Genomic DNA, 17,493 nt, shown 5'->3' on the forward strand with positions numbered 1-17,493 from the left:
ACAGGGGCGAAGGGATCCCCGCACGGCGGCGCGCCCCTCGGCCGCTCTTTTTTCGAAAAAAAGTTACTTCACGAACTCCTCGCCCATCCACTTGACGATCAGCTCGTTCATCCGCCCGCTGGCGAACATCTTCTCGATCTGGGCGTTGAACAGAGGGATCAGCTCGGAACCTTTCTGAAAGGCGATGGAATACGCGCCGGAAACGTAATGAGCGCTTTCGAGCTCTTCGTTGGGGATGACGTGGTACACGTAGCCCTCGTTCTGCTCGCACTTGGTCTTGGCCTGCGAGGCGTCCATGACGGCGCCGTCGACGCGCCCGTTCAGCAGTTCCTGGGTGACCATGGTGCTGTTGTCGAGCAGCGTCGGAACAGAACCGGAAGCCTCGACCACTTTGGCGTACTCGGTGCCGAACACGGTAGCGATCTTTTTGCCCTTCATCTCCGCCATGGTCTTCAGCGGCGCGGCGGCCGGCGAGATGATGGCGGTCTTGCAGAAATAATAGGGAACGGAAAAATCGACGCTCTTGCGGCGCTCTTCCGTATCCGACAGGCCGGAGATGACGAAGTCGGCGCGGCCGCTGTGCAGCTCGCCGATCAGGCCGGAAAAGTTCATGTCCTTGATCTCGTAGGTAAAGCCGAGCGCCGCGGCGATGGCGTCGAGCACGTCGATGTCGAAACCGGCGATGACGCTCTCGCCCGTGTCGTTCACCCGGGCGAACTCGAACGGCGCGAAGGTGGCGTTGATCGCCAGCTTGTAGTGCTTGCCCTGAAGCGGCTTGGCGTCGTAGGGCCAGGGGCCGATCCACTTCTCGTAAATGGCCTTCATCGTGCCGTCGGCCTGCATCTTTTCGATCTGCCCGGTGAACAGCGGTTCCAGTTTCGAGCCCTTGGGGAACACGGCGGCGAAACAGTCGGAGACGTTGCCGCCCTGCACCTTGTCGAGTTCGTCCTGCGGCAGCACAAAGTACTCGAGCTCGGGATGCTGCTTGACGCGGATGGAAGCGGAGGCGGCGTCCTGCACCACGCCGTCGGCGCGGCCGGCCAGGAGCTCCTGCATGCTGTACGTGCTGCTGTCCATCGCGGCGACGACGGCGCCCGCCGCTTCGGCGAAGTCGGCGTACTGAGTGCCGAAGGAGGCGGCGATCTTTTTGCCCTTCAGGTCCGCCACGGTCTTGATGTTGGTTCCCTTGTGCTGGATGATCGAAGTCTGACAATAATAGTAGGGCACGGAGAAATCGACGGTCTTTTTGCGTTCCTCGGTGGGCGACATGCCGGAGACGACGAAGTCGACGCGGTGACTGGCCAGCTCGCCCATCAGCCCCTTGAAGTTGGTGTGCACCAGCTCGTAGGTAAAGCCGAGTTCCGCGGCGATCGCGTCCACCATGTCGATATCGTAGCCGACGATGCGGGCGTTGCCCCGCTCATCAAGCTGCTCGAACTCGAAAGGCGGGAACGTGGGGCTGACCGCCATCTTCAGCTTTTGCCCTTCGAGCGGCTTGGCCGCACAGGCCGATACGGCGCACAGCATGACCGCCGCAACGCCGGCGGCAAATTTTTTGACGCTGGATTTCATGTTTTATTCCTCCTTAGATTAAACCTTGATTAAATAATATGGCGTTCGATTTTCGATGATTCCCGCGCCCCAGAAGCGCCGCGCCGACGGCGGCTCGGGCCAGCTCCGCTTGCTGTGGCTGAGTCCCTGAACGATCAGCGATTCGGCCGTGGCGATCAGCGCGGCGGCGGGGTCGATCACCGGCACGCCGAGCCTCTCCGTCAGCTCCGCGCCCATGCCGGCGAAGCTGAGACAGCCGAGGATCACCGCGCCGGCTCCGTCCTCTTCGACGCACCGCCGTCCGCCCGCCTCGAGGATCTCGACGATTTCGCTCCGCTCCCGCGGTACGTTCGGCGGCAGCTCGACGCCGCGCACGCTCGCGATCCTGGCGGGATCGGCGCCGAGCGCGCGGAGAAACGCTTTTTTCTGCGGGATCCGCCGCGCCGACGTGGTCAGCACCGAAAAGCTGAGGGCCAGCTGGCTGGCCAGCAGCACCGCGGCCTGCGCGCCGCCGACGACGGGAACGCGAAGCAGTTCCCGGCAGGCGTCGAAGCCGGGATCGCTGAAACAGTACAGGCACACCGCGTCGGCGCCGTCAGCCTGCGCCCGCAGCGCCATCTCCGCGATCTCCGGCGCGTCCAGCGCCGCGTCGAGGCACGAATCGACGCAGAGATTGTTCTTGCGCGGGCAGACCATGACGATCTCCGTATCGGGGCGCGCAAAGCGCCGCAGCCGCTCGACCCTCAGTTTCAGCCCCGCCGCGTCGAGGCCGCTGTCGGGATTGACGACGCAGATCTTCATAGCATCTGGCTCTTGACGCCCAGTTTGATCGTGTTTTCGTAATCCAGCTGGCCGTACACGTCCGCGCCGATCGCGGGGCTGAGTTTACGCAGTTCTTCCAGCGGCAGGTCCTCGATCGCGCAGCCCTTTTTCTCGCACAGCAGCACCGCCGCGCCGACGACGGCGTGGGCGTCGCGGAAGGGCACGCCGCGTTTGACGAGGTAGTCGGCCAGCTCGGTGGCGTTGAGGAAACCGTCGTGAAGCGCCTTTTTCATGGCCTCGGGATGGACGGTCATCGTGGCGACGATGCCGCTCATGATCTCGAGGCACATCAGCGTGTCGTCCAGCGCCGGCAGAAAGGCCCGCTTGTCGAGCTGCATGTCCTTGTTGTAGGCCAGCGGCAGACCCTTCATCTCCGTCAGCATCGCCATCAGCGAGCCGTAGACCAGCCCCGCGCTGCCGCGGATCAGTTCGGCGCTGTCGGGGTTCTTCTTCTGGGGCATGATGCTGCTGCCCGTGGAATAGGCGTCGCTGAGCGTGACAAAATGGAATTCCTGCGAGCACCAGAGGATGATCGACTCGCTCAGGCGGCTGAGGTGCATGAGGACGATCGCGAAGACGCCGAGCAGCTCGCAGAAATAATCGCGGTCGCTGACGCCGTCGAGGAAATTGTCGCAGGGCTTTTTGAACCCCAGCGCCGCGGCGGTCATGCCGCGGTCGATGGGATGCGTGGTCCCCGCCAGCGCGCCGCAGCCCAGCGGACAGTCCTCCATCATAATCTCCACGGCGTTGCGCAGGCGCTTGCGGTCGCGCTGGAACATGCGCTCGAAGGCCGCCAGCGTGTGTTTGAAGGTGACGGCCTGTGCGCGCTGCAGGTGCGTGTAGCCCGGCATCAGCCAGGGATTGGCGTCGGCTTTGGCTTTGAGCGCGCCGCACAGTTTGTCCAGCTTCTCCTCCACCTGCGCGGCGGCGTTTTCGGCGAAGAGCTTCGAATCCACGGCCACCTGGTCGTTGCGGCTGCGCGCCGTGTGGAGCTTTTTGCCCGCCTCGCCGATGCGCTTCGTCAAATTCAGCTCCACAAAGCTGTGGATGTCCTCGTAGCCTTCGTCGCCGATCGCGAGCGCGCCGCTTTCGATGTCGCTCATGATCCCCTGCAGTCCCTCCCGGATCGCCTCGGCGTCTTCCTTCGGTATGATCCCGCAGGCGCCGAGCATGGCCGCGTGCGCGAGACTGCCTTCGATGTCTTCCTTCCAGTAGCGCTTGCCCAGCGGCAGCGAATTGTCGAAGGCCTTCATCAGCTCGTCTTCGGCGCCTTGAAAGCGCCCTCCCCATAAATTCATATTTTTTCACCTCAATACGATGCATGAATAAACTATTATTTATCACTCGATGAAAACTGAAGCGATATTATCATTGCCTTGGGACGCTGTCAAGATGAACTTCCATATTATCTAATGAGTTTTACAAAACTAAAGTTTTGATAAACCGGGATTCGTTCGGAGAAAGCGTTCTCTTTCTCGAACCGCAATGGCTTAGCTCGAGATCTTGTGGCATAATAGCGGCGGGACCGTTTTGGCATGAAGATCCGGCGTAAGCCGCGTTCGCGGGCGGACAGAACCGTATCTCACGCGACACACGCGGAAAAAAATTTCGCCGTCGGGAAAAAGGAGAAAACAAAATGAACCAAGCGCTCGCCTTCATCGGCCTGGGCATCATGGGAAAGCCCATGGCCCGCAATCTCATGAACGCCGGATACGAACTGCACGTTTACGCCCGGCATCCGGAAAAGGCGCGGGATCTGATCGACGCCGGCGCGCGCCTTCACAATTCCATCGCCGACTGCGTCCGCTCCGCCGCGGTCGCGCTCACCATGCTCGGCGCGCCCGCCGACGTGGAACAGGTTTATCTCGCTCCGGGCGGATTGATGGATTCGGCGCGTCCGGGGACGTTCCTGATCGACATGACCACCTCCAGCCCGGCGCTGGCGGAACGGATCTTCGCCGAGGGGCAAAAGCGCGGGCTGCGCGCGCTCGACGCGCCCGTCACGGGCGGAGCGAAGGGAGCGGCGGAAGGGACGCTGTCGTTCCTCGTCGGCGGCGCGGCGGCGGATTTCGAAAGATGCCGGCCTCTTTTTTCGGCCATGGGGGCAAAAGCGGACTTTATGGGGCCGGCGGGGAAAGGCCAGCACGCCAAGGCGGCCAATCAAATCCTCGTGGCCGGAACGCTTTCGGGCATTTGCGAGTCGTTCGCCTACGCCCGCCGGGCCGGCCTTGACCTGAGCCGCCTTTTCGGGCTCGTCAGCAGCGGTTCCGCCGCCAGCCGGCAACTGAACGCGCTGGGACCGAAGATCATTTCCGGCGACGACTCGCCCACCTTTTTCGTCAAATATCTGGCCAAAGACCTGCGCATCGCCGCCGGAGAAGCCCGAAGCGCCGGACTCGCCCTCGACGTGCTCGAGGCCGCGCTGCGCAACTGTCTCGACGTGACGGCGCGCGGCATGGGCGACCTTGGCACGCAGGCGCTGATCCATCATTACGAAAAGTGAGCGGAGGCCGAGCATGGACTTCGACGAAGCATTGCGGACCGCCCGAGCGGTCAATCAAACGGCCGTTTATTACCGTTCGCTGAACGGGCTGCTTCAGTACGACCAATGGACTTCTCTGCCCCGCCGCGGCGGCGCGTACCGTCAGGAGATGAGCGCTTTTTTCGGGGCGCAGAAAGCGAAGCTCTACGCCTCCGACGACGCCCGCCGAGCCGCCGCGTACCTTGACGGCGTGCCCCTTGCGGAGATCGAAAGCGACGCTGACCGCGCCCAGGCGCGCATCTTCCGGCGCGATTACCGCAACGCCGTCATGATCCCAGCCGACACGCTGCGCGAGTTCACGCTGATCAAAGCCGACGTGCTGAACGCCTGGAACGAAGCGCGCGAAAAGCGCGATTATCGGATCTTCATGCCGTGGCTGAAACGGGCCTTCGCTCTGAAAGCCGAGATCGCCCAAGCTCTCTCCCCCGACCTGCCCGTTTTCGACACGCTCGTGGGGCTGACCGACGAAGACGTCAAAACCGGCGATATCAGCCGAGAATTCGCGAGGCTGCGCGCCGGCATCGTCGCCTTGATCGAACGCATCCGCTCTTCCGGCAAAACGATTTCCCGCGATTTCATGAACCGCGAGTACGACGCCGACTCGGTCATGGCGCTCGGACGCCGGCTGGCCTGCTGGAACGGGCTCGATCCGGAGACGGCGACCTTCAACGACCGCGCCGTCCACGGCATGACCAACCGCCCGGGGCCCCTCGATTCGCGCATTTCCACGGGGCGTCTCGGACGGATCGAGATGATCTTCACGCTCCTGCATGAGGGCGGGCACGCCATGTACTCCAGCCGCACCGATCCCGCGCTGCGCGGCGAGGGCTTGTGGGGCGGCACGACCGGCGCGCTGCAGGAAGGCGCAGCGCGCTTTTACGAAAACATCGTCGGCCGCAGCCGCGAATTCTGGCAGTGCCATTACGGAGCGCTGCAAGCCGCGCTGCCCGAATTCAAAGACCTGCCGCCGGAAAATTTCTACGCCGGCGTCAACGCCGTCTCGCCCAGCCTCAAGCGCACGGCCGCCGACGAAGTGACGTACAGCCTGCACATCATCGTCCGCTTCGAGCTGGAACGCGATTATTTCGCCGGGCTTCTCACAGCGGAAGACCTTGCCGACGCGTGGAACGACGCTTACGAACGCACGCTCGGCATCCGCCCCGCCGACGACCTGGAAGGGATCCTGCAGGATATCCACTGGGCCGGCGACTACATCGGCTACTTCCAGAGCTACGCGCTCGGCAACATCTACGGCGGCCAGTGGCGCGCCGCGCTGCTGAAAAAACGCCCCGACGCCTTTGCGCGCCTTGCCGCGGGCGATATCGGCGCCATCGACGGCTGGATGCAGGACCATCTGTTCCGCTGGGGCTGCTGCTTCACCTCGCCCGAACTGATGAAGCGCGTCGCCGGAAGCGAACTCGACGCCGGCCCCTATCTGGATTACCTGAACGAAAAATACTCGCGGCTGTACGGATTCAAAATTTAGCCCCGCCGCAAAAAAGCTGACCTCCGCGCCGTCGTTTACGGTTCGGAGGTCAGCTTTTCTTTTGCGATTTTTTTCAGCGGTGCGTGATGATGTCGATGATGGTGTGGTCGACGTCCTTCATGCCTTCGCGGTTCAATCTGGCCGCGTTCTCGGCGGTGCGGGTGAAACTGTTCACGTCGACGACGCCCTGCGACACGGCCATGCCGCCGCCGGCCAGGGCGATCTGCGCGGCGTAAAACGCTTCGGTCGCGCCAGTGCCCACTTTGAGCGCGCAGGATTCCTTGGCGCCGTCGCAGAGCATGCCGGTAATGTTGCCGAGCACAAGTTCCATGGCTTTCTTGGCCTGAGCGTCCGTGCCGCCCATAACGTTGACGATGCCCGCGGCCGCTCCGGCTCCGGCTGCCACGGCGCAGCCGCACACGGGACTGAGACGCCCCATGCGGCTCTTGACAAAACTCGTCGCCAGATGGCTGTACGCCACAGCACGGGCGATTTCTTCGCGAGATTTATGTTTCGCCGTGCCGACAACGTAGACGGGCAGGATCGCGGTGATGCCGTGATTGCCGCTGCCAGCGCTGCTCATCACGGGCAGCGCCACGCCGGCCATGCGCGCGTCGGAGGCCGCCGCGGAAACGGCTTTCACCTGGGCGGCCAGATCGTTTTCGTAGTTCGCTCCGGCCGCGGCTCTGACAGTCCGCCCCAGTCCCAGGCCGACGTCGTTCTCGAAGCCGTAATCGGAGATCCTCATGTTCATGTCGATGCCCTGCCACACGTAGTCGATGTCTTCGGGAGAGAGCCGGCCGGCGAGCGCGACGAGTTCCTCGAAATCCATCTCTTTCACCTGGTCGGGAACGGAGAGCGTTTTCGCGGGAGCTGCCGACACGGCGCCGTCGCAGTGCGGCACGGCCTGAAAGACGACTTCGCCGTTCTTCTTCACCAGCGTGATGTTGCCGTGGGTCTGCTCGATCACGGCGACGCCGACTTCGTCGCCGCGATACGCCGCAGCTTCCACGTAGACGCCGCCCTTGCCGTTGGCTGTCAGCTTCAGACGGCCTGCGGCGATGAAATCCTTGGCGTGGGCCAGATCTTCGGGCGTGGCGTCCTTGAGCACTTCGAGGCTGTAAGCGCTGTGACCGCAGAACACGGCCAGCGCCGCGGCAATCTCGTTGCCGCGCGCGCCGTTGGTGCCGGGCACGCCGACGGCGATGCCGTTCTTGAAGATGTTGTCGCTGACGACCACTTCCACGCGCTCGGCCAATCCGCTCAGCTGCTCGCACGCCTTGGCGACGGCCAGAGCCACGGCCCCCGGCTCGGTGCAGCCCAGGGCCGGTTTGACTTCCTGACGAAGAAATTCGGTAATGGTAAACATGGATGATCTTAAACCTCTTTCTGACGTTTGCAGATTTTATTTGCAACAACAGCTCTTGCCAGCACACTCGAGAATCGTCCGATGGACCAGTTCGAGGAACTTCTCAGGCGTGTGGGGCTCGATGACGCAGCCGGGGCCAAGGATGACTCCCTTGCAGCCATACATCTCCCGGACTTCAGCGGCGACCTGTTCTTCCGTCTTGGTCAGCCAGTTCTCGCCCCAGCTCAGGCCGCCGACGAACGCCTTCGAACTGTACGTGCGCACTTCCTCCATGGAAGGACCGTCGTCGCGGTCGTGCCAGCTCAGCCCCTGCACGGGATAATGCTGCACTTCGTCGATGCGCACTTCGGCGCCGTGCATGTGCAGCACGTTGAACCAAGTAAGGTCTTTAACGGCGTTCAGCACCTCAAGGTCGTACTTCATGACGAACTCCTCATGCTCCGCCTTCTCCATCGTTTTGCGTCCCGAAAGCTGCGTGGCGTAGAAGAAACCGTCGGCGCCAAGCGCCGCGGAAGCGCGGGCGAACTGGATGGTGGTATCGGTGACCATCTCCAGCACGCGGTGGACTCGAGCGGGATCTTCGCGCATGTGCTTGACCAGCGCAGCGGGCGAACACATTTTGGCCAGCGTGGTAGCGGGGCTGAAGAGCGTCTGCAGGAACGGCACGTGTTCGTCCATCATCTCCATGAGGATGCGCTGCGATTCGAGCACGACGGCGTACTCGCCGCGGACGCCGCTGACGGGACGGATCCGATCCCAGTCCTTCACGTCCTTGATGACAGGCTCGTGCAGCGTGGGAGCCTTTTCGAAGCCAGGATACACGTCGAGATCGACGCCCATGTCGATAGTGGTGTACAAGCCGAAGGGCATGTACTTGATGAAGTCGAGGTCATACTTCTTCTGATTGGCGAGCGCCAGTTCGGCCAGGCGGCGAGGATGGCGGTCGCGGTTGGGAAAGTGCATCCACATACTGTACGGCGTACGGTCATTTTCCTTCAGGGCGAGGGCGTTTTCGATTCTCTGCTTGTGCGTGAACATTCATAAAACCTCCTAAAAATTTTTTCATGCAGCAAAAGACAGTTTATAAATTTGGCGGCTGAGCCGTCTGAAAACCTGCGTTCAAACCGACGACTGTTTTGACATGAGGATCTGTTCCGAAGCGCGGCGGTTGATCAACGGCGGAAACAGCGTAAAGGACTCATCCGGCGCAGGCGCGCTGATTTTTTCCTGCAGGAAGAGGTCGAGGCGGCGCAGCGCGGTCACCATATGCTCGTGCAGCAGCACCGTGGCTTCGACCGTGTCGCCGGCGCGGCAGGCCTGGAGGATCGCATCGTGAGATTTGAAAGCGTACTCCTGCGCGCTGGGTTTGGTGATGTCCATCTGCACGTAGCGGTCGATCTTGTTGTACTGGGATTCGATCAGATCCAACAAGCGCGGCTTGTTGGCGATCTCGTAGAGGGCGCGGTGAAATTCCCAGTTCGTCTTGCGGCTGCGTTCTTCGGGCGGCGTCCGCGTCGAAGCGAACAGCAGATTGTGAACGCGTCCGGCCGCCTCCTCGGTGATATTCTGCACCACGTAGCGGAGGATCAGGGATTCCAGCGAATAGCGGATCTCGAAGATCTCGTGCAGCTCGTCGAGGGAGAACGAGGCGACGACCGCGCCCTTGTAGGGGATGATCTCGACCAGCCCTTCGCTCGAAAGCTGCATCAGCGCCTCTCGCACAGGGATGCGGCTGACGTGGTATTGCTCCGCCAGATCGGCCTGCAACAGCTGCTGACCGTCGCGGTAGCGGCCAGTCAGGATATCGTTGCGCAGGCTCAGATACACCTGCTCGTTCATGGTATGTTTGCCGCTTTTAAGCATGATGACCAACCTTCTCTCCCGCAAAGTCAAGGGCTTTTCGATACGTTTCGTCGTCGGGGCAATAAACCTGCGCGAGCCGGCCCCGTTTCCCCCGAAGCTGAAACGATTTCATTCCCCGCAGCTCCCTGACGCCTTTCACATCGTCCCAGCTCACGTCTTTCGTCACGCTGCGGACGATCTCCGACGGCTCGCCTACGGCGAAGGGGCGGACGTGAACCCCCTCCGCGCCGCAAACTTTTCGGGCGCGGATCGTTTCCATGAAGACGCCGTTCTGCTCAAAGCGATAAAACATCACATAGCCGCGGCGGTAAAAGACCGCGCACACGACGGCGAACAGGAACAGCACCAGCGCCGTCAGATAACTCGCGTAGATCGAAGCCGCCGTGAGATGCGAACCTTGCAGCGCCCCCGCGCCGAACATGACCTGGGCAAGCGCCATGACCAGCACCGTAGCGAACCACAGGATCACCGCCGCCGCGAACAGATCAATCAGGATCAGCGGATTGGTGAGCACGGGAACGCCGCAGAACCAGCGCAGCGTCTTCTGCGGCGCGGCAGCCTGACCGTCGCGCTCAGGCATGGCAGACAAGCTGATCCTTCAGGCGGTGACAGGCCACGAAATGTCCCGGTTCCACTTCCACCAGAGGCGGCGTCTGGCACGTGCAGATCTCCTCGTGCTGCGAGCAACGTCCGGCAAAGCGGCACCCCTCGGGCGGATTGACCGGACTGGGTACGTCGCCCTCGAGGATGATGCGCTGCTTCTTCGGCCCGACGCTGGCGATCGGCACGGCTGAAAGCAGCGCCTGCGTGTAGGGATGCAGCGGCGCTTTGAACAGCGTGCTGTTGTCGGCCTTCTCCACCACGTTGCCGAGATACATGACCGCGACTTCGTCGGAAACGTAACGGACGACGGAAAGATTGTGCGAAATGAACAGGTAGGTGTAGCCGCGCTGCTCGCGCAGATCGGCCAGCAAGTTGAGCACCTGCGCCTGGATGCACACGTCCAGGGCCGAGACCGGCTCGTCGAGCACGATGAACTCGGGGTCGAGCGCCAGCGCGCGGGCGATGCCGATGCGCTGACGGCGGCCGCCGTCAAGTTCGTGAGGGAACGAAGTGGACAGGCGCGAAGCCAGGCCGACAAGATCCATCAGTTCCCCGACCTTGTCGTCGAGTTCCTTTCTGGAACGGCAGATACCGTTGATGATCAGAGGCTCCGAGATGAGCTGCGACACGGACATACGCGGATTCAGCGAAGAAAACGGATCCTGAAAGACGATCTGGGCGTGACGGCGGAACTCGCTCCGCTTGGCGCCGTCGAACTTGAGCGAATCCTCGCCGTTGAAGAACACCTCGCCGCCGCTCGCCTTGAGCAGGCCGATAATGACGCGCCCCAGAGTGGACTTGCCGCATCCCGACTCGCCGACCAGCCCCAACGTCTTGCCGCGGGGGATGTCCAGGGAAACGTCGTCGACGGCGTGAAGCAGACCGCTGGAGACGTGAAAGTATTTTTTCAAGTGTTTGATCTCAATCAGATTATCGCTCATGGCTATTCGGCCTCCTTGGAAGGACGCTCAAGAAACGCGTTGCCGGATTCGGGCGTCAGCGGGAAGTGGCAGTCCACGAAATGTCCCGGGGCCGCCTCGCGCATGCCGCAGGCGCGCTCATGGCAGACATCCCTGGCATAGGGACAGCGCGGCGAGAAAGAACAGCCCTGGGGCAGATTGGTCGGGTCTGGGGGCAGGCCGGGGATCACGGCCAGACGGCTGCCGAGAGGACTCTCGAGCGTGGGAACGGCGTTGAACAGCCCCTGCGTATAGGGATGCCTCGGATTGGTGTACAGCTCCTTGATGCCGGCGTACTCCACCAGATGCCCGCCGTACATGATCGCTACACTGTCGCAGGTTTCGGCGACGATGCCCAGATCGTGCGTGATCAGCAGCATCGACGTTTTTTCGCTCTGCTGCAGTTTTTTGATCAACTCCAGCACCTGCGCCTGAATCGTCACGTCCAGAGCCGTGGTCGGCTCGTCGGCGATGATCAGCTGCGGGCGGCAAGCCAGGGCGATGGCGATCACCACGCGCTGCCTCATGCCGCCGGAAAACTGGTGGGGGAAGTCTTTGGCGCGCTCGGGACGGATGCCGACCAGACGCAGCATCTCGATGGCGCGCTCGCGGGCCGCCTCGCCCTTCAGGTTGAGGTGCAGAGAGACCATCTCCATGATCTGCTCTTCAACCGTCATGATCGGATTGAGCGACGTCATCGGATCCTGGAAGATCATGGAAATGTCGCCGCCGCGCAGACGGCGCTTCTCCGCCTCCGTCATCCGCCGCACATCCACCCCGTTGAACAGGATCTCGCCGCTGGTGATCTCGCCGGGAGGCGTCTGGATCAGTTGCAAAATCGAAAGCGCCGTCGTCGTCTTGCCGGCACCCGTCTCGCCGACAAATCCCAGAGACTTGCCGCGCTCAAGCTGCAGGTTCAGGTGGTTGACCGCCTTGACTAGGCCGGAATCCGTGTTGAACTGAACGGAAAGATCCCTTATGTCGAGAAGAATGTCTTTGTTTTCGCTCATAGCGTCCACCTACCGTTTCTGCTTGGGGTCGAGGGCGTCGCGAAGACCGTCGCCGAGAAAATTCAGAGACAGGATCGTGAACATGATGGCCAGCCCGGGGAAAATGCTCATGTAGGCGCTGTTGCGCAGATACGGGCGGGCCGACGAGAGCATGCCGCCCCACTCGGGATAGGGGGGCTGGATGCCCAGTCCGAGGAAGCTCAGCGTCGCGGCGAACAGGATCGCGTTGGCGACGCTCAGCGTGGACTGCACGATCAGCGGCGCGGCGCAGTTGGGCAGGATGTACAGACAGATGATGCGCGTATGGGAAGCGCCCATGGCGCGAGCCGCCTCGATGAACTCCTGATCCTTGATGGAAAGCACGGAAGCGCGCGTCAGTCGGGCAAACTTGGGAATGTAAGTGATGCCCACGGCGACCATCAGATTGAACAGCCCGGGACCGAGCACGGAAGAGATGACGATCGCCATCAGGATCGTGGGGATGGCCATCTGAATGTCCATCAGACGCATCAGCACGTTGTCCAGTTTGCCGCCGAAGTAACCGGAAACCGCGCCGATCAGCCCTCCGACCACCAGCGAGATAGAGACGGCGATCAGGCCAACCTGCAGCGAAATGCGCGAGCCGTAGATCAGGCGGCTGAGAATGTCGCGTCCGAACTCGTCGGTGCCCAGCCAGTGCACGGCGGAGGGCGCTTTGCGGATCATCATGTAATCCTGCTGGGCATATCCGAAGGGAGCCAGCTGGTCGGCAAAAATAGCGCAGACGATCAGCACTACGAGGATGAACAATCCGAAAAGCGCCAGATAGTTGCGGCGCAGGCGGATCATCGTGTACTTGAGCATGGAATTGTTCTTCATGGCAGTACCTTCCCTTACTTGACGTGGATACGCGGATCGACCACGGCGTACAGCAGATCGACGGCAAGGTTGATGAAGCAGTACGCCACGGAGATGAACAAAACGCCGCCCTGAATGATCGGATAGTCGCGCAGGTTTATGGCCTCAAGCATCAGGCGCCCGACGCCGGAGATGGAGAAGATGGCCTCCGTGACGATGGAACCGCCCAACAGAGCTCCGAACTGCATGCTGATGATGGTCATGATGGGGATCAGCGCGTTCGGCAGCGCGTGACGCCAGATCACGACGCCTTCTTTCTGTCCCTTGGCGCGGGCCGTTCTGATGTAGTCCGACTTAATGACTTCCAGCATGCTGGAACGAGTCATCTTCGCGAAAAGAGCTGTTGAAGAGCCCGACAATGTCACCACCGGCAGCACCATCTCGCTCAGCGTGTCGAACCCCATGGAAGGTAGCCAGCCCAGCTTGACCGAGAAGGCCAGGATCAGCAGCAGCCCCGTCCAGAACGTCGGCATGGAAACGCCCAGCAGAATGAAGACCGTCACAACGCTGTCAAGCAGCGAATACTGTTTGATCGCGCTGAGAATCCCCAGCGGCAGACCGAGCAGCGTGCTGAAAAGCACGGCTGCGAAGGCCAGCTTCATGGTGGTGGGAATGCGGATCGCCAGTTCCTGCGAGACGGGACTCTTCATATTGTAGGAATAGCCCAGGTCGAACTTCGTCACCGCATTGTAGACGTAGCGCCCAAACTGAACGAAAAACGGATCGTTCAGACCGTGTTCGTCGCGGAACGACTCGATCGCTTCGGGAGTCGCCTCTTCCCCCAGAGCGATGCGCGCGGGGTCTCCGGGCGTAAAGTAGAGGATCGTGAAGAGAATGAACATGACGCTGAGGATAACGGGGATCAGGATAAAAATTCGGCGGATAGCGTACTTCAGCACGGGAGCATCACCTTTTCTCTGTGATCTATGATCGCGAAAAATCTAAAAATCCATAGGGGAATGGATTAAAAGCAACTTCCGAACGGACGGGCGGCCGCGGCAAAGGCAGCCGTCCGTCTCACGAAAGACCGTTTCTACTTGACGCGTTCAGTCTGCTCGGGATAGTGGATGTTGGAAAGCAGATTGATCTTGCCGTCGTAGAGCTCGTCCACGCCGATCAGATCCTTCTGCGCACCGTGCAGCTCGTCGGCCTGGCACAGATAGACCCAGGGATGCAGGTCGTTGACGCGGTCCCAGATCTTCTGGAAGACCTTGCCGCGCTCCGCCTCGTCGATGCAGTGGTTGGCTTCGTCCATCAGCGTGTCGATCTCGGGGTCGGAAAGACGGGCCGAGTTGGTGCTGGCGATGGAGGTCGTGGTGATGACCGACTGCCAGTACACGCCGGCGTCGCGGTTGGTCTGCATGCCCCAGGTAGCCGCGTAGAGATCGTGTTTGCCCTCGCGGACCTTGTCGTTGATCACGGCGTTCTCGAACACCGAGACGTTGACCTTGATGCCGACGGCACCCAGCATGCTCTGCAGCACCGTCGCCCCGTTGACGCGGTCGGCGGCGTTCATGACCCAAAGGTTCAGCTCCAGATCCTTGACGCCCGCCTCGGCAAGAAGCTTCTTGGCAAGCTCGGGATTATAGTCCCACTTCTCGGGATCCTCGGGGAACCATGAACTGGCCGTGGGCAGGGGGCCCTGGCCGGGGATACCGTTTCCGTTATAGACGACCTGGACATAGGCTTCCTTGTTGATGGCGGCGTCGATCGCCTTGCGCACGCGGGGATCCTTCAGCTTGGGGCTGCCGGTGTTCATGGCCAGGTGCAGCAGTACCAGGCCGGGAGCCTTGACGGCCTTGACCTTGTCGCTGTTTTGCAGACGTTCGAAGTCAGAAGGCGGCACGGCGTAGATCATGTCGACCTTGCCCGTTTCGAGCGCGATGATGCGCGTGCTGTCGTCGGGAAGGACCACAAAGGTCAGCTTCTGGGCGTAAGGCTTGGTGCCCCAGTAATCGGCGAACGCTTCCATTTCGACTTTTTCGCCCTTGGTCCAGCTGACGAACTTATACGGGCCGGTCCCCACGGGATTGCGGAAATAATCGGCGCCGGCTTCTTCGACAGCCTTGCGGTTCATGATCATGGCGTAGGGGTGTTTCATAGAGCCCAGCCAGCCGCCGACGGGGCCGTTCGTGCGGACGATCACGGTGTGTTTGTCGATGACTTCGAAGCCCTTCGGATCGATCCACACGCCCTTCGACTTGGCGAAGACTGACTTGGCGGGATCGGTGACGCGTGAGAGGGAAAAGACCACGTCGTCAGCGGTGAATTCCTCGCCGTTGTGGAACTTGACGCCTTTGCGCAGATGGAACTTGTAGGTGTGGTCGTCAAGGATCTCGACGCTCTCGGCAAGTACCGGCGTCAGCTTGCGGGTCTTGCCGTCCACGGTGAACAGCGGTTCGTAAATCTGCTTCTGCATGGAGAACGAATAGGTGTCAACAGAGTTCTGCGGATCAAAGTTCTTCGCGTCGATGGAGACGCCGACGCGGAGGTTTTCGCCCCGCTGCGCGGCAAAAGCCGTTCCGGCGCACAACATGGCACAGACGAGACACAAAACGAATGCCCTCTTCATAAACAAAGAACCCCTTCCTGGAATTAAATTGGCGATACCTGCTGCTTTTACTCCACTTCCCCACTATGGCACAAGACGTCGCGGCCTTTCAAGGGCGAAAAAGCGCCTATGTTCCACGCGCTCCAGACGTTTTTCCCCGAAAAGAATATCCACGAACCGACCAAATTTTAACAAATAATATACAAAAAGCAAGGACTATCAAATTTAAACTTTACGCAAAGAAGAGTTTCGGATCATTCGTTTTTTCCATTTCAGCACTGGATCATTCAACGCATTTCAGAAAATGCAAGATATATTTCTGCAAAAATCATGACTAATATACAAATATTACAAAGAATTGCTGTCACTCGCTTACAGCAATTCTTTTGATATATTGTATTTTTATTTTATTATATTATTGAGGATGGTTGAAAAAATCTCGCTCAAGTGTATATTATTTTGTCATGAGATCGAAATAAATGCCGCGTCATTTTCCATGCGCCGCAACAAACAAAATCCCGCTCGAAGAGGAGGAACCGCAATGTCTTCAGAAATACTGGAAAAAGCCCGCTCCATATGCGATTATCTCGTGCGTTGTAAGCGCATAATCCACCGTCACCCCGAGCTGGGAATGCACGAATTCAAAACGGCGGCCTTCGTCAGGGCCGAACTGGAGAAAATGGGCGTGGAAACCCAGCCGCTCGACACCGAAGTCGGCGTGCTGGGGCTCATCCGCGGCACAAAAGCCGGCGCGGGCAAAGTGATCGCCCTGCGCGCCGACATGGACGCGCTGCCCATTCAGGAAGCCGCCGGCCAGCCCGACCAGTCCGAGGTAGCCGGGGTCATGCACGCCTGCGGACACGACGCTCATACCGCCATGCTGCTGGGGGCCGCCCAACTTCTGACGAGCATGCGGGAACGCTTCAGCGGCGTCGTAAAGTTGATCTTCCAGCCTGCCGAAGAGACGCTGGACGGCTCGGAGCTGATGATCCGGCTCGGCTGCCTCGAAAACCCCAAAGTAGACATTATGCTCGGACAGCACGGCATCGGCGAATTCGCCACGGGCGACATCGCCTTCCGCGAAGGCCCCAGCATGGCCTCGTCCGATACCTTCTCCGTCACCGTCAAAGGCGTCGGCGGGCACGGAGCCTATCCGCACAATTCCGGCGCCGACGCGCTGCTCGCCGCGGCCAACTGCGTCACGTCCCTGCAGGGGCTGATCACCCGCCAGTTCAACGCCGTCGATCCCGTCGTCCTCTCGATCTGCACGTTCCACGGCGGCACGGCGAAGAACATCATCCCCGGAGAAGTCACGTTCGGCGGCTCCATCCGCTGCCAGACGCCCGAAAGCCGGAGCAGGATCAGAAACGCGCTGGACCGCATGATCGGCTCCATCGTCGCCGGTTACAACTGCACCCACGAGCTCGATTACGCCTACGGCGTCCCGCCGCTGGTCAACGATCCCGACGTCGTGGCCGCGATGCGTTCCGCCGCGGCAAAACTGCTGGGCGAAGATCACGTGAAAACGATGACACAGCCGCGTATGGGTTCGGAAGACTACGCCCGCTATTCCGAAAAGATCCCCGCCTCCTGTTTCGCCCGCCTGGGGATCTGGGAAGACGGCCAGGCGCAGCCCAAATTCCATAATCCCGCCTTCGTCTTCGACGAAAAAGCGCTGCCCGTCGGAGCGGGATTCTTCGTGCAGGCTGTGCTGGAGATCAACGGATAGTTTTTCGAACGCTTTTCATAACGCCGGCGGCCGCTTCGGAATCGTACGATTCCGAAGCGGCCGCCAGCGTTATTTTTTCAGAAGAAACGCTATTCAGGACGTCGAGATCTA

Annotated in this window: 15 protein-coding genes; 3 read left to right on the forward strand and 12 right to left on the reverse strand. The window is 60.8% G+C overall.

Translation table 11 applies throughout. The annotated features are described in order from the left end of the window. Positions 1-63 precede the first annotated feature (63 nt). From D7D26_RS00425 to argH, 3 genes are read right to left on the reverse strand one after another with little or no spacing between them, the layout of a single operon-like run. Positions 64-1,572 (reverse strand): transporter substrate-binding domain-containing protein, encoded by a 1,509-nt coding sequence (locus D7D26_RS00425; RefSeq protein WP_120371596.1) that lies wholly within the window; start codon positions 1,570-1,572, stop codon positions 64-66. Positions 1,573-1,590: 18 nt separating this feature from the next. After that, positions 1,591-2,352 (reverse strand): aspartate/glutamate racemase family protein, encoded by a 762-nt coding sequence (locus tag D7D26_RS00430; RefSeq protein ID WP_120371597.1) that lies wholly within the window; start codon positions 2,350-2,352, stop codon positions 1,591-1,593. Beyond that, positions 2,349-3,671: an argininosuccinate lyase gene (argH, locus tag D7D26_RS00435; protein WP_120371598.1), complete on the reverse strand. Its 1,323-nt coding sequence runs from the start codon at positions 3,669-3,671 to the stop codon at positions 2,349-2,351. Before argH ends, D7D26_RS00430 begins: the two co-directional genes overlap by 4 nt. Positions 3,672-4,009: 338 nt before the next feature. Here argH and D7D26_RS00440 point away from each other — a divergent pair, with 338 nt between their 5' ends. Together D7D26_RS00440 and D7D26_RS00445 are read left to right on the forward strand one after the other, a co-directional pair. Continuing rightward, the gene (locus D7D26_RS00440) at positions 4,010-4,876 is read left to right on the forward strand and encodes an NAD(P)-dependent oxidoreductase (RefSeq protein WP_120371599.1); all 867 of its coding nucleotides are present in this window, start codon (positions 4,010-4,012) and stop codon (positions 4,874-4,876) included. Positions 4,877-4,889: 13 nt separating this feature from the next. Continuing rightward, the gene (locus D7D26_RS00445; RefSeq protein ID WP_120371600.1) at positions 4,890-6,401 is read left to right on the forward strand and encodes a carboxypeptidase M32; all 1,512 of its coding nucleotides are present in this window, start codon (positions 4,890-4,892) and stop codon (positions 6,399-6,401) included. Positions 6,402-6,474: 73 nt separating this feature from the next. On the opposite strand, the gene D7D26_RS00450 is transcribed toward D7D26_RS00445, so the two are convergent. The 9 genes from D7D26_RS00450 to D7D26_RS00490 form a co-directional block, all read right to left on the reverse strand. Continuing rightward, on the reverse strand, positions 6,475-7,770 hold the full coding sequence (locus D7D26_RS00450; protein ID WP_120371601.1) for an L-cysteine desulfidase family protein: 1,296 nt from the start codon (positions 7,768-7,770) through the stop codon (positions 6,475-6,477). A 36-nt stretch (positions 7,771-7,806) separates the two neighbouring features. Beyond that, positions 7,807-8,808 (reverse strand): uroporphyrinogen decarboxylase family protein, encoded by a 1,002-nt coding sequence (locus D7D26_RS00455; RefSeq protein WP_120371602.1) that lies wholly within the window; start codon positions 8,806-8,808, stop codon positions 7,807-7,809. 81 nt (positions 8,809-8,889) lie between these two features. Beyond that, positions 8,890-9,633 (reverse strand): GntR family transcriptional regulator, encoded by a 744-nt coding sequence (locus tag D7D26_RS00460; RefSeq protein ID WP_120371603.1) that lies wholly within the window; start codon positions 9,631-9,633, stop codon positions 8,890-8,892. Continuing rightward, positions 9,626-10,213, reverse strand: coding sequence for a hypothetical protein (locus D7D26_RS00465; protein ID WP_120371604.1), 588 nt, complete (start codon positions 10,211-10,213; stop codon positions 9,626-9,628). Before D7D26_RS00465 ends, D7D26_RS00460 begins: the two co-directional genes overlap by 8 nt. Then, positions 10,206-11,177 (reverse strand): ABC transporter ATP-binding protein, encoded by a 972-nt coding sequence (locus tag D7D26_RS00470; protein WP_120371605.1) that lies wholly within the window; start codon positions 11,175-11,177, stop codon positions 10,206-10,208. The genes D7D26_RS00465 and D7D26_RS00470 overlap by 8 nt, the downstream gene beginning before the upstream one ends. A gap of 2 nt (positions 11,178-11,179) precedes the next feature. Continuing rightward, the gene (locus tag D7D26_RS00475) at positions 11,180-12,205 is read right to left on the reverse strand and encodes an ABC transporter ATP-binding protein (RefSeq protein ID WP_120371613.1); all 1,026 of its coding nucleotides are present in this window, start codon (positions 12,203-12,205) and stop codon (positions 11,180-11,182) included. Between the two features lie 9 nt (positions 12,206-12,214). Beyond that, the gene (locus D7D26_RS00480) at positions 12,215-13,063 is read right to left on the reverse strand and encodes an ABC transporter permease (protein ID WP_120371606.1); all 849 of its coding nucleotides are present in this window, start codon (positions 13,061-13,063) and stop codon (positions 12,215-12,217) included. Between the two features lie 14 nt (positions 13,064-13,077). Continuing rightward, on the reverse strand, positions 13,078-14,001 hold the full coding sequence (locus tag D7D26_RS00485; RefSeq protein ID WP_120371607.1) for an ABC transporter permease: 924 nt from the start codon (positions 13,999-14,001) through the stop codon (positions 13,078-13,080). A 134-nt stretch (positions 14,002-14,135) separates the two neighbouring features. After that, positions 14,136-15,674, reverse strand: a complete 1,539-nt coding sequence (locus D7D26_RS00490) for an ABC transporter substrate-binding protein (protein ID WP_120371608.1) — start codon at positions 15,672-15,674, stop codon at positions 14,136-14,138. 520 nt (positions 15,675-16,194) lie between these two features. On the opposite strand from D7D26_RS00490, the gene D7D26_RS00495 reads away from it, so the two are divergent. Further along, positions 16,195-17,382: a M20 metallopeptidase family protein gene (locus D7D26_RS00495; RefSeq protein WP_120371609.1), complete on the forward strand. Its 1,188-nt coding sequence runs from the start codon at positions 16,195-16,197 to the stop codon at positions 17,380-17,382. Positions 17,383-17,493 lie beyond the last annotated feature (111 nt).

The sequence above is a fragment of the Pyramidobacter sp. CG50-2 genome, assembly GCF_003612005.1.
In the GTDB taxonomy this organism is placed as follows: domain Bacteria; phylum Synergistota; class Synergistia; order Synergistales; family Dethiosulfovibrionaceae; genus Pyramidobacter.

What these genes read in the sequence shown, in the direction of transcription:
- D7D26_RS00425 (WP_120371596.1), bottom strand. Translation starts at nt 1,572, where the DNA reads ATGAAATCCAGCGTCAAAAAATTTGCCGCCGGCGTTGCGGCGGTCATG.
- D7D26_RS00430 (WP_120371597.1), bottom strand. Translation starts at nt 2,352, where the DNA reads ATGAAGATCTGCGTCGTCAATCCCGACAGCGGCCTCGACGCGGCGGGG.
- argH (WP_120371598.1), bottom strand. Translation starts at nt 3,671, where the DNA reads ATGAATTTATGGGGAGGGCGCTTTCAAGGCGCCGAAGACGAGCTGATG.
- D7D26_RS00440 (WP_120371599.1), top strand. Translation starts at nt 4,010, where the DNA reads ATGAACCAAGCGCTCGCCTTCATCGGCCTGGGCATCATGGGAAAGCCC.
- D7D26_RS00445 (WP_120371600.1), top strand. Translation starts at nt 4,890, where the DNA reads ATGGACTTCGACGAAGCATTGCGGACCGCCCGAGCGGTCAATCAAACG.
- D7D26_RS00450 (WP_120371601.1), bottom strand. Translation starts at nt 7,770, where the DNA reads ATGTTTACCATTACCGAATTTCTTCGTCAGGAAGTCAAACCGGCCCTG.
- D7D26_RS00455 (WP_120371602.1), bottom strand. Translation starts at nt 8,808, where the DNA reads ATGTTCACGCACAAGCAGAGAATCGAAAACGCCCTCGCCCTGAAGGAA.
- D7D26_RS00460 (WP_120371603.1), bottom strand. Translation starts at nt 9,633, where the DNA reads ATGCTTAAAAGCGGCAAACATACCATGAACGAGCAGGTGTATCTGAGC.
- D7D26_RS00465 (WP_120371604.1), bottom strand. Translation starts at nt 10,213, where the DNA reads ATGCCTGAGCGCGACGGTCAGGCTGCCGCGCCGCAGAAGACGCTGCGC.
- D7D26_RS00470 (WP_120371605.1), bottom strand. Translation starts at nt 11,177, where the DNA reads ATGAGCGATAATCTGATTGAGATCAAACACTTGAAAAAATACTTTCAC.
- D7D26_RS00475 (WP_120371613.1), bottom strand. Translation starts at nt 12,205, where the DNA reads ATGAGCGAAAACAAAGACATTCTTCTCGACATAAGGGATCTTTCCGTT.
- D7D26_RS00480 (WP_120371606.1), bottom strand. Translation starts at nt 13,063, where the DNA reads ATGAAGAACAATTCCATGCTCAAGTACACGATGATCCGCCTGCGCCGC.
- D7D26_RS00490 (WP_120371608.1), bottom strand. Translation starts at nt 15,674, where the DNA reads ATGAAGAGGGCATTCGTTTTGTGTCTCGTCTGTGCCATGTTGTGCGCC.
- D7D26_RS00495 (WP_120371609.1), top strand. Translation starts at nt 16,195, where the DNA reads ATGTCTTCAGAAATACTGGAAAAAGCCCGCTCCATATGCGATTATCTC.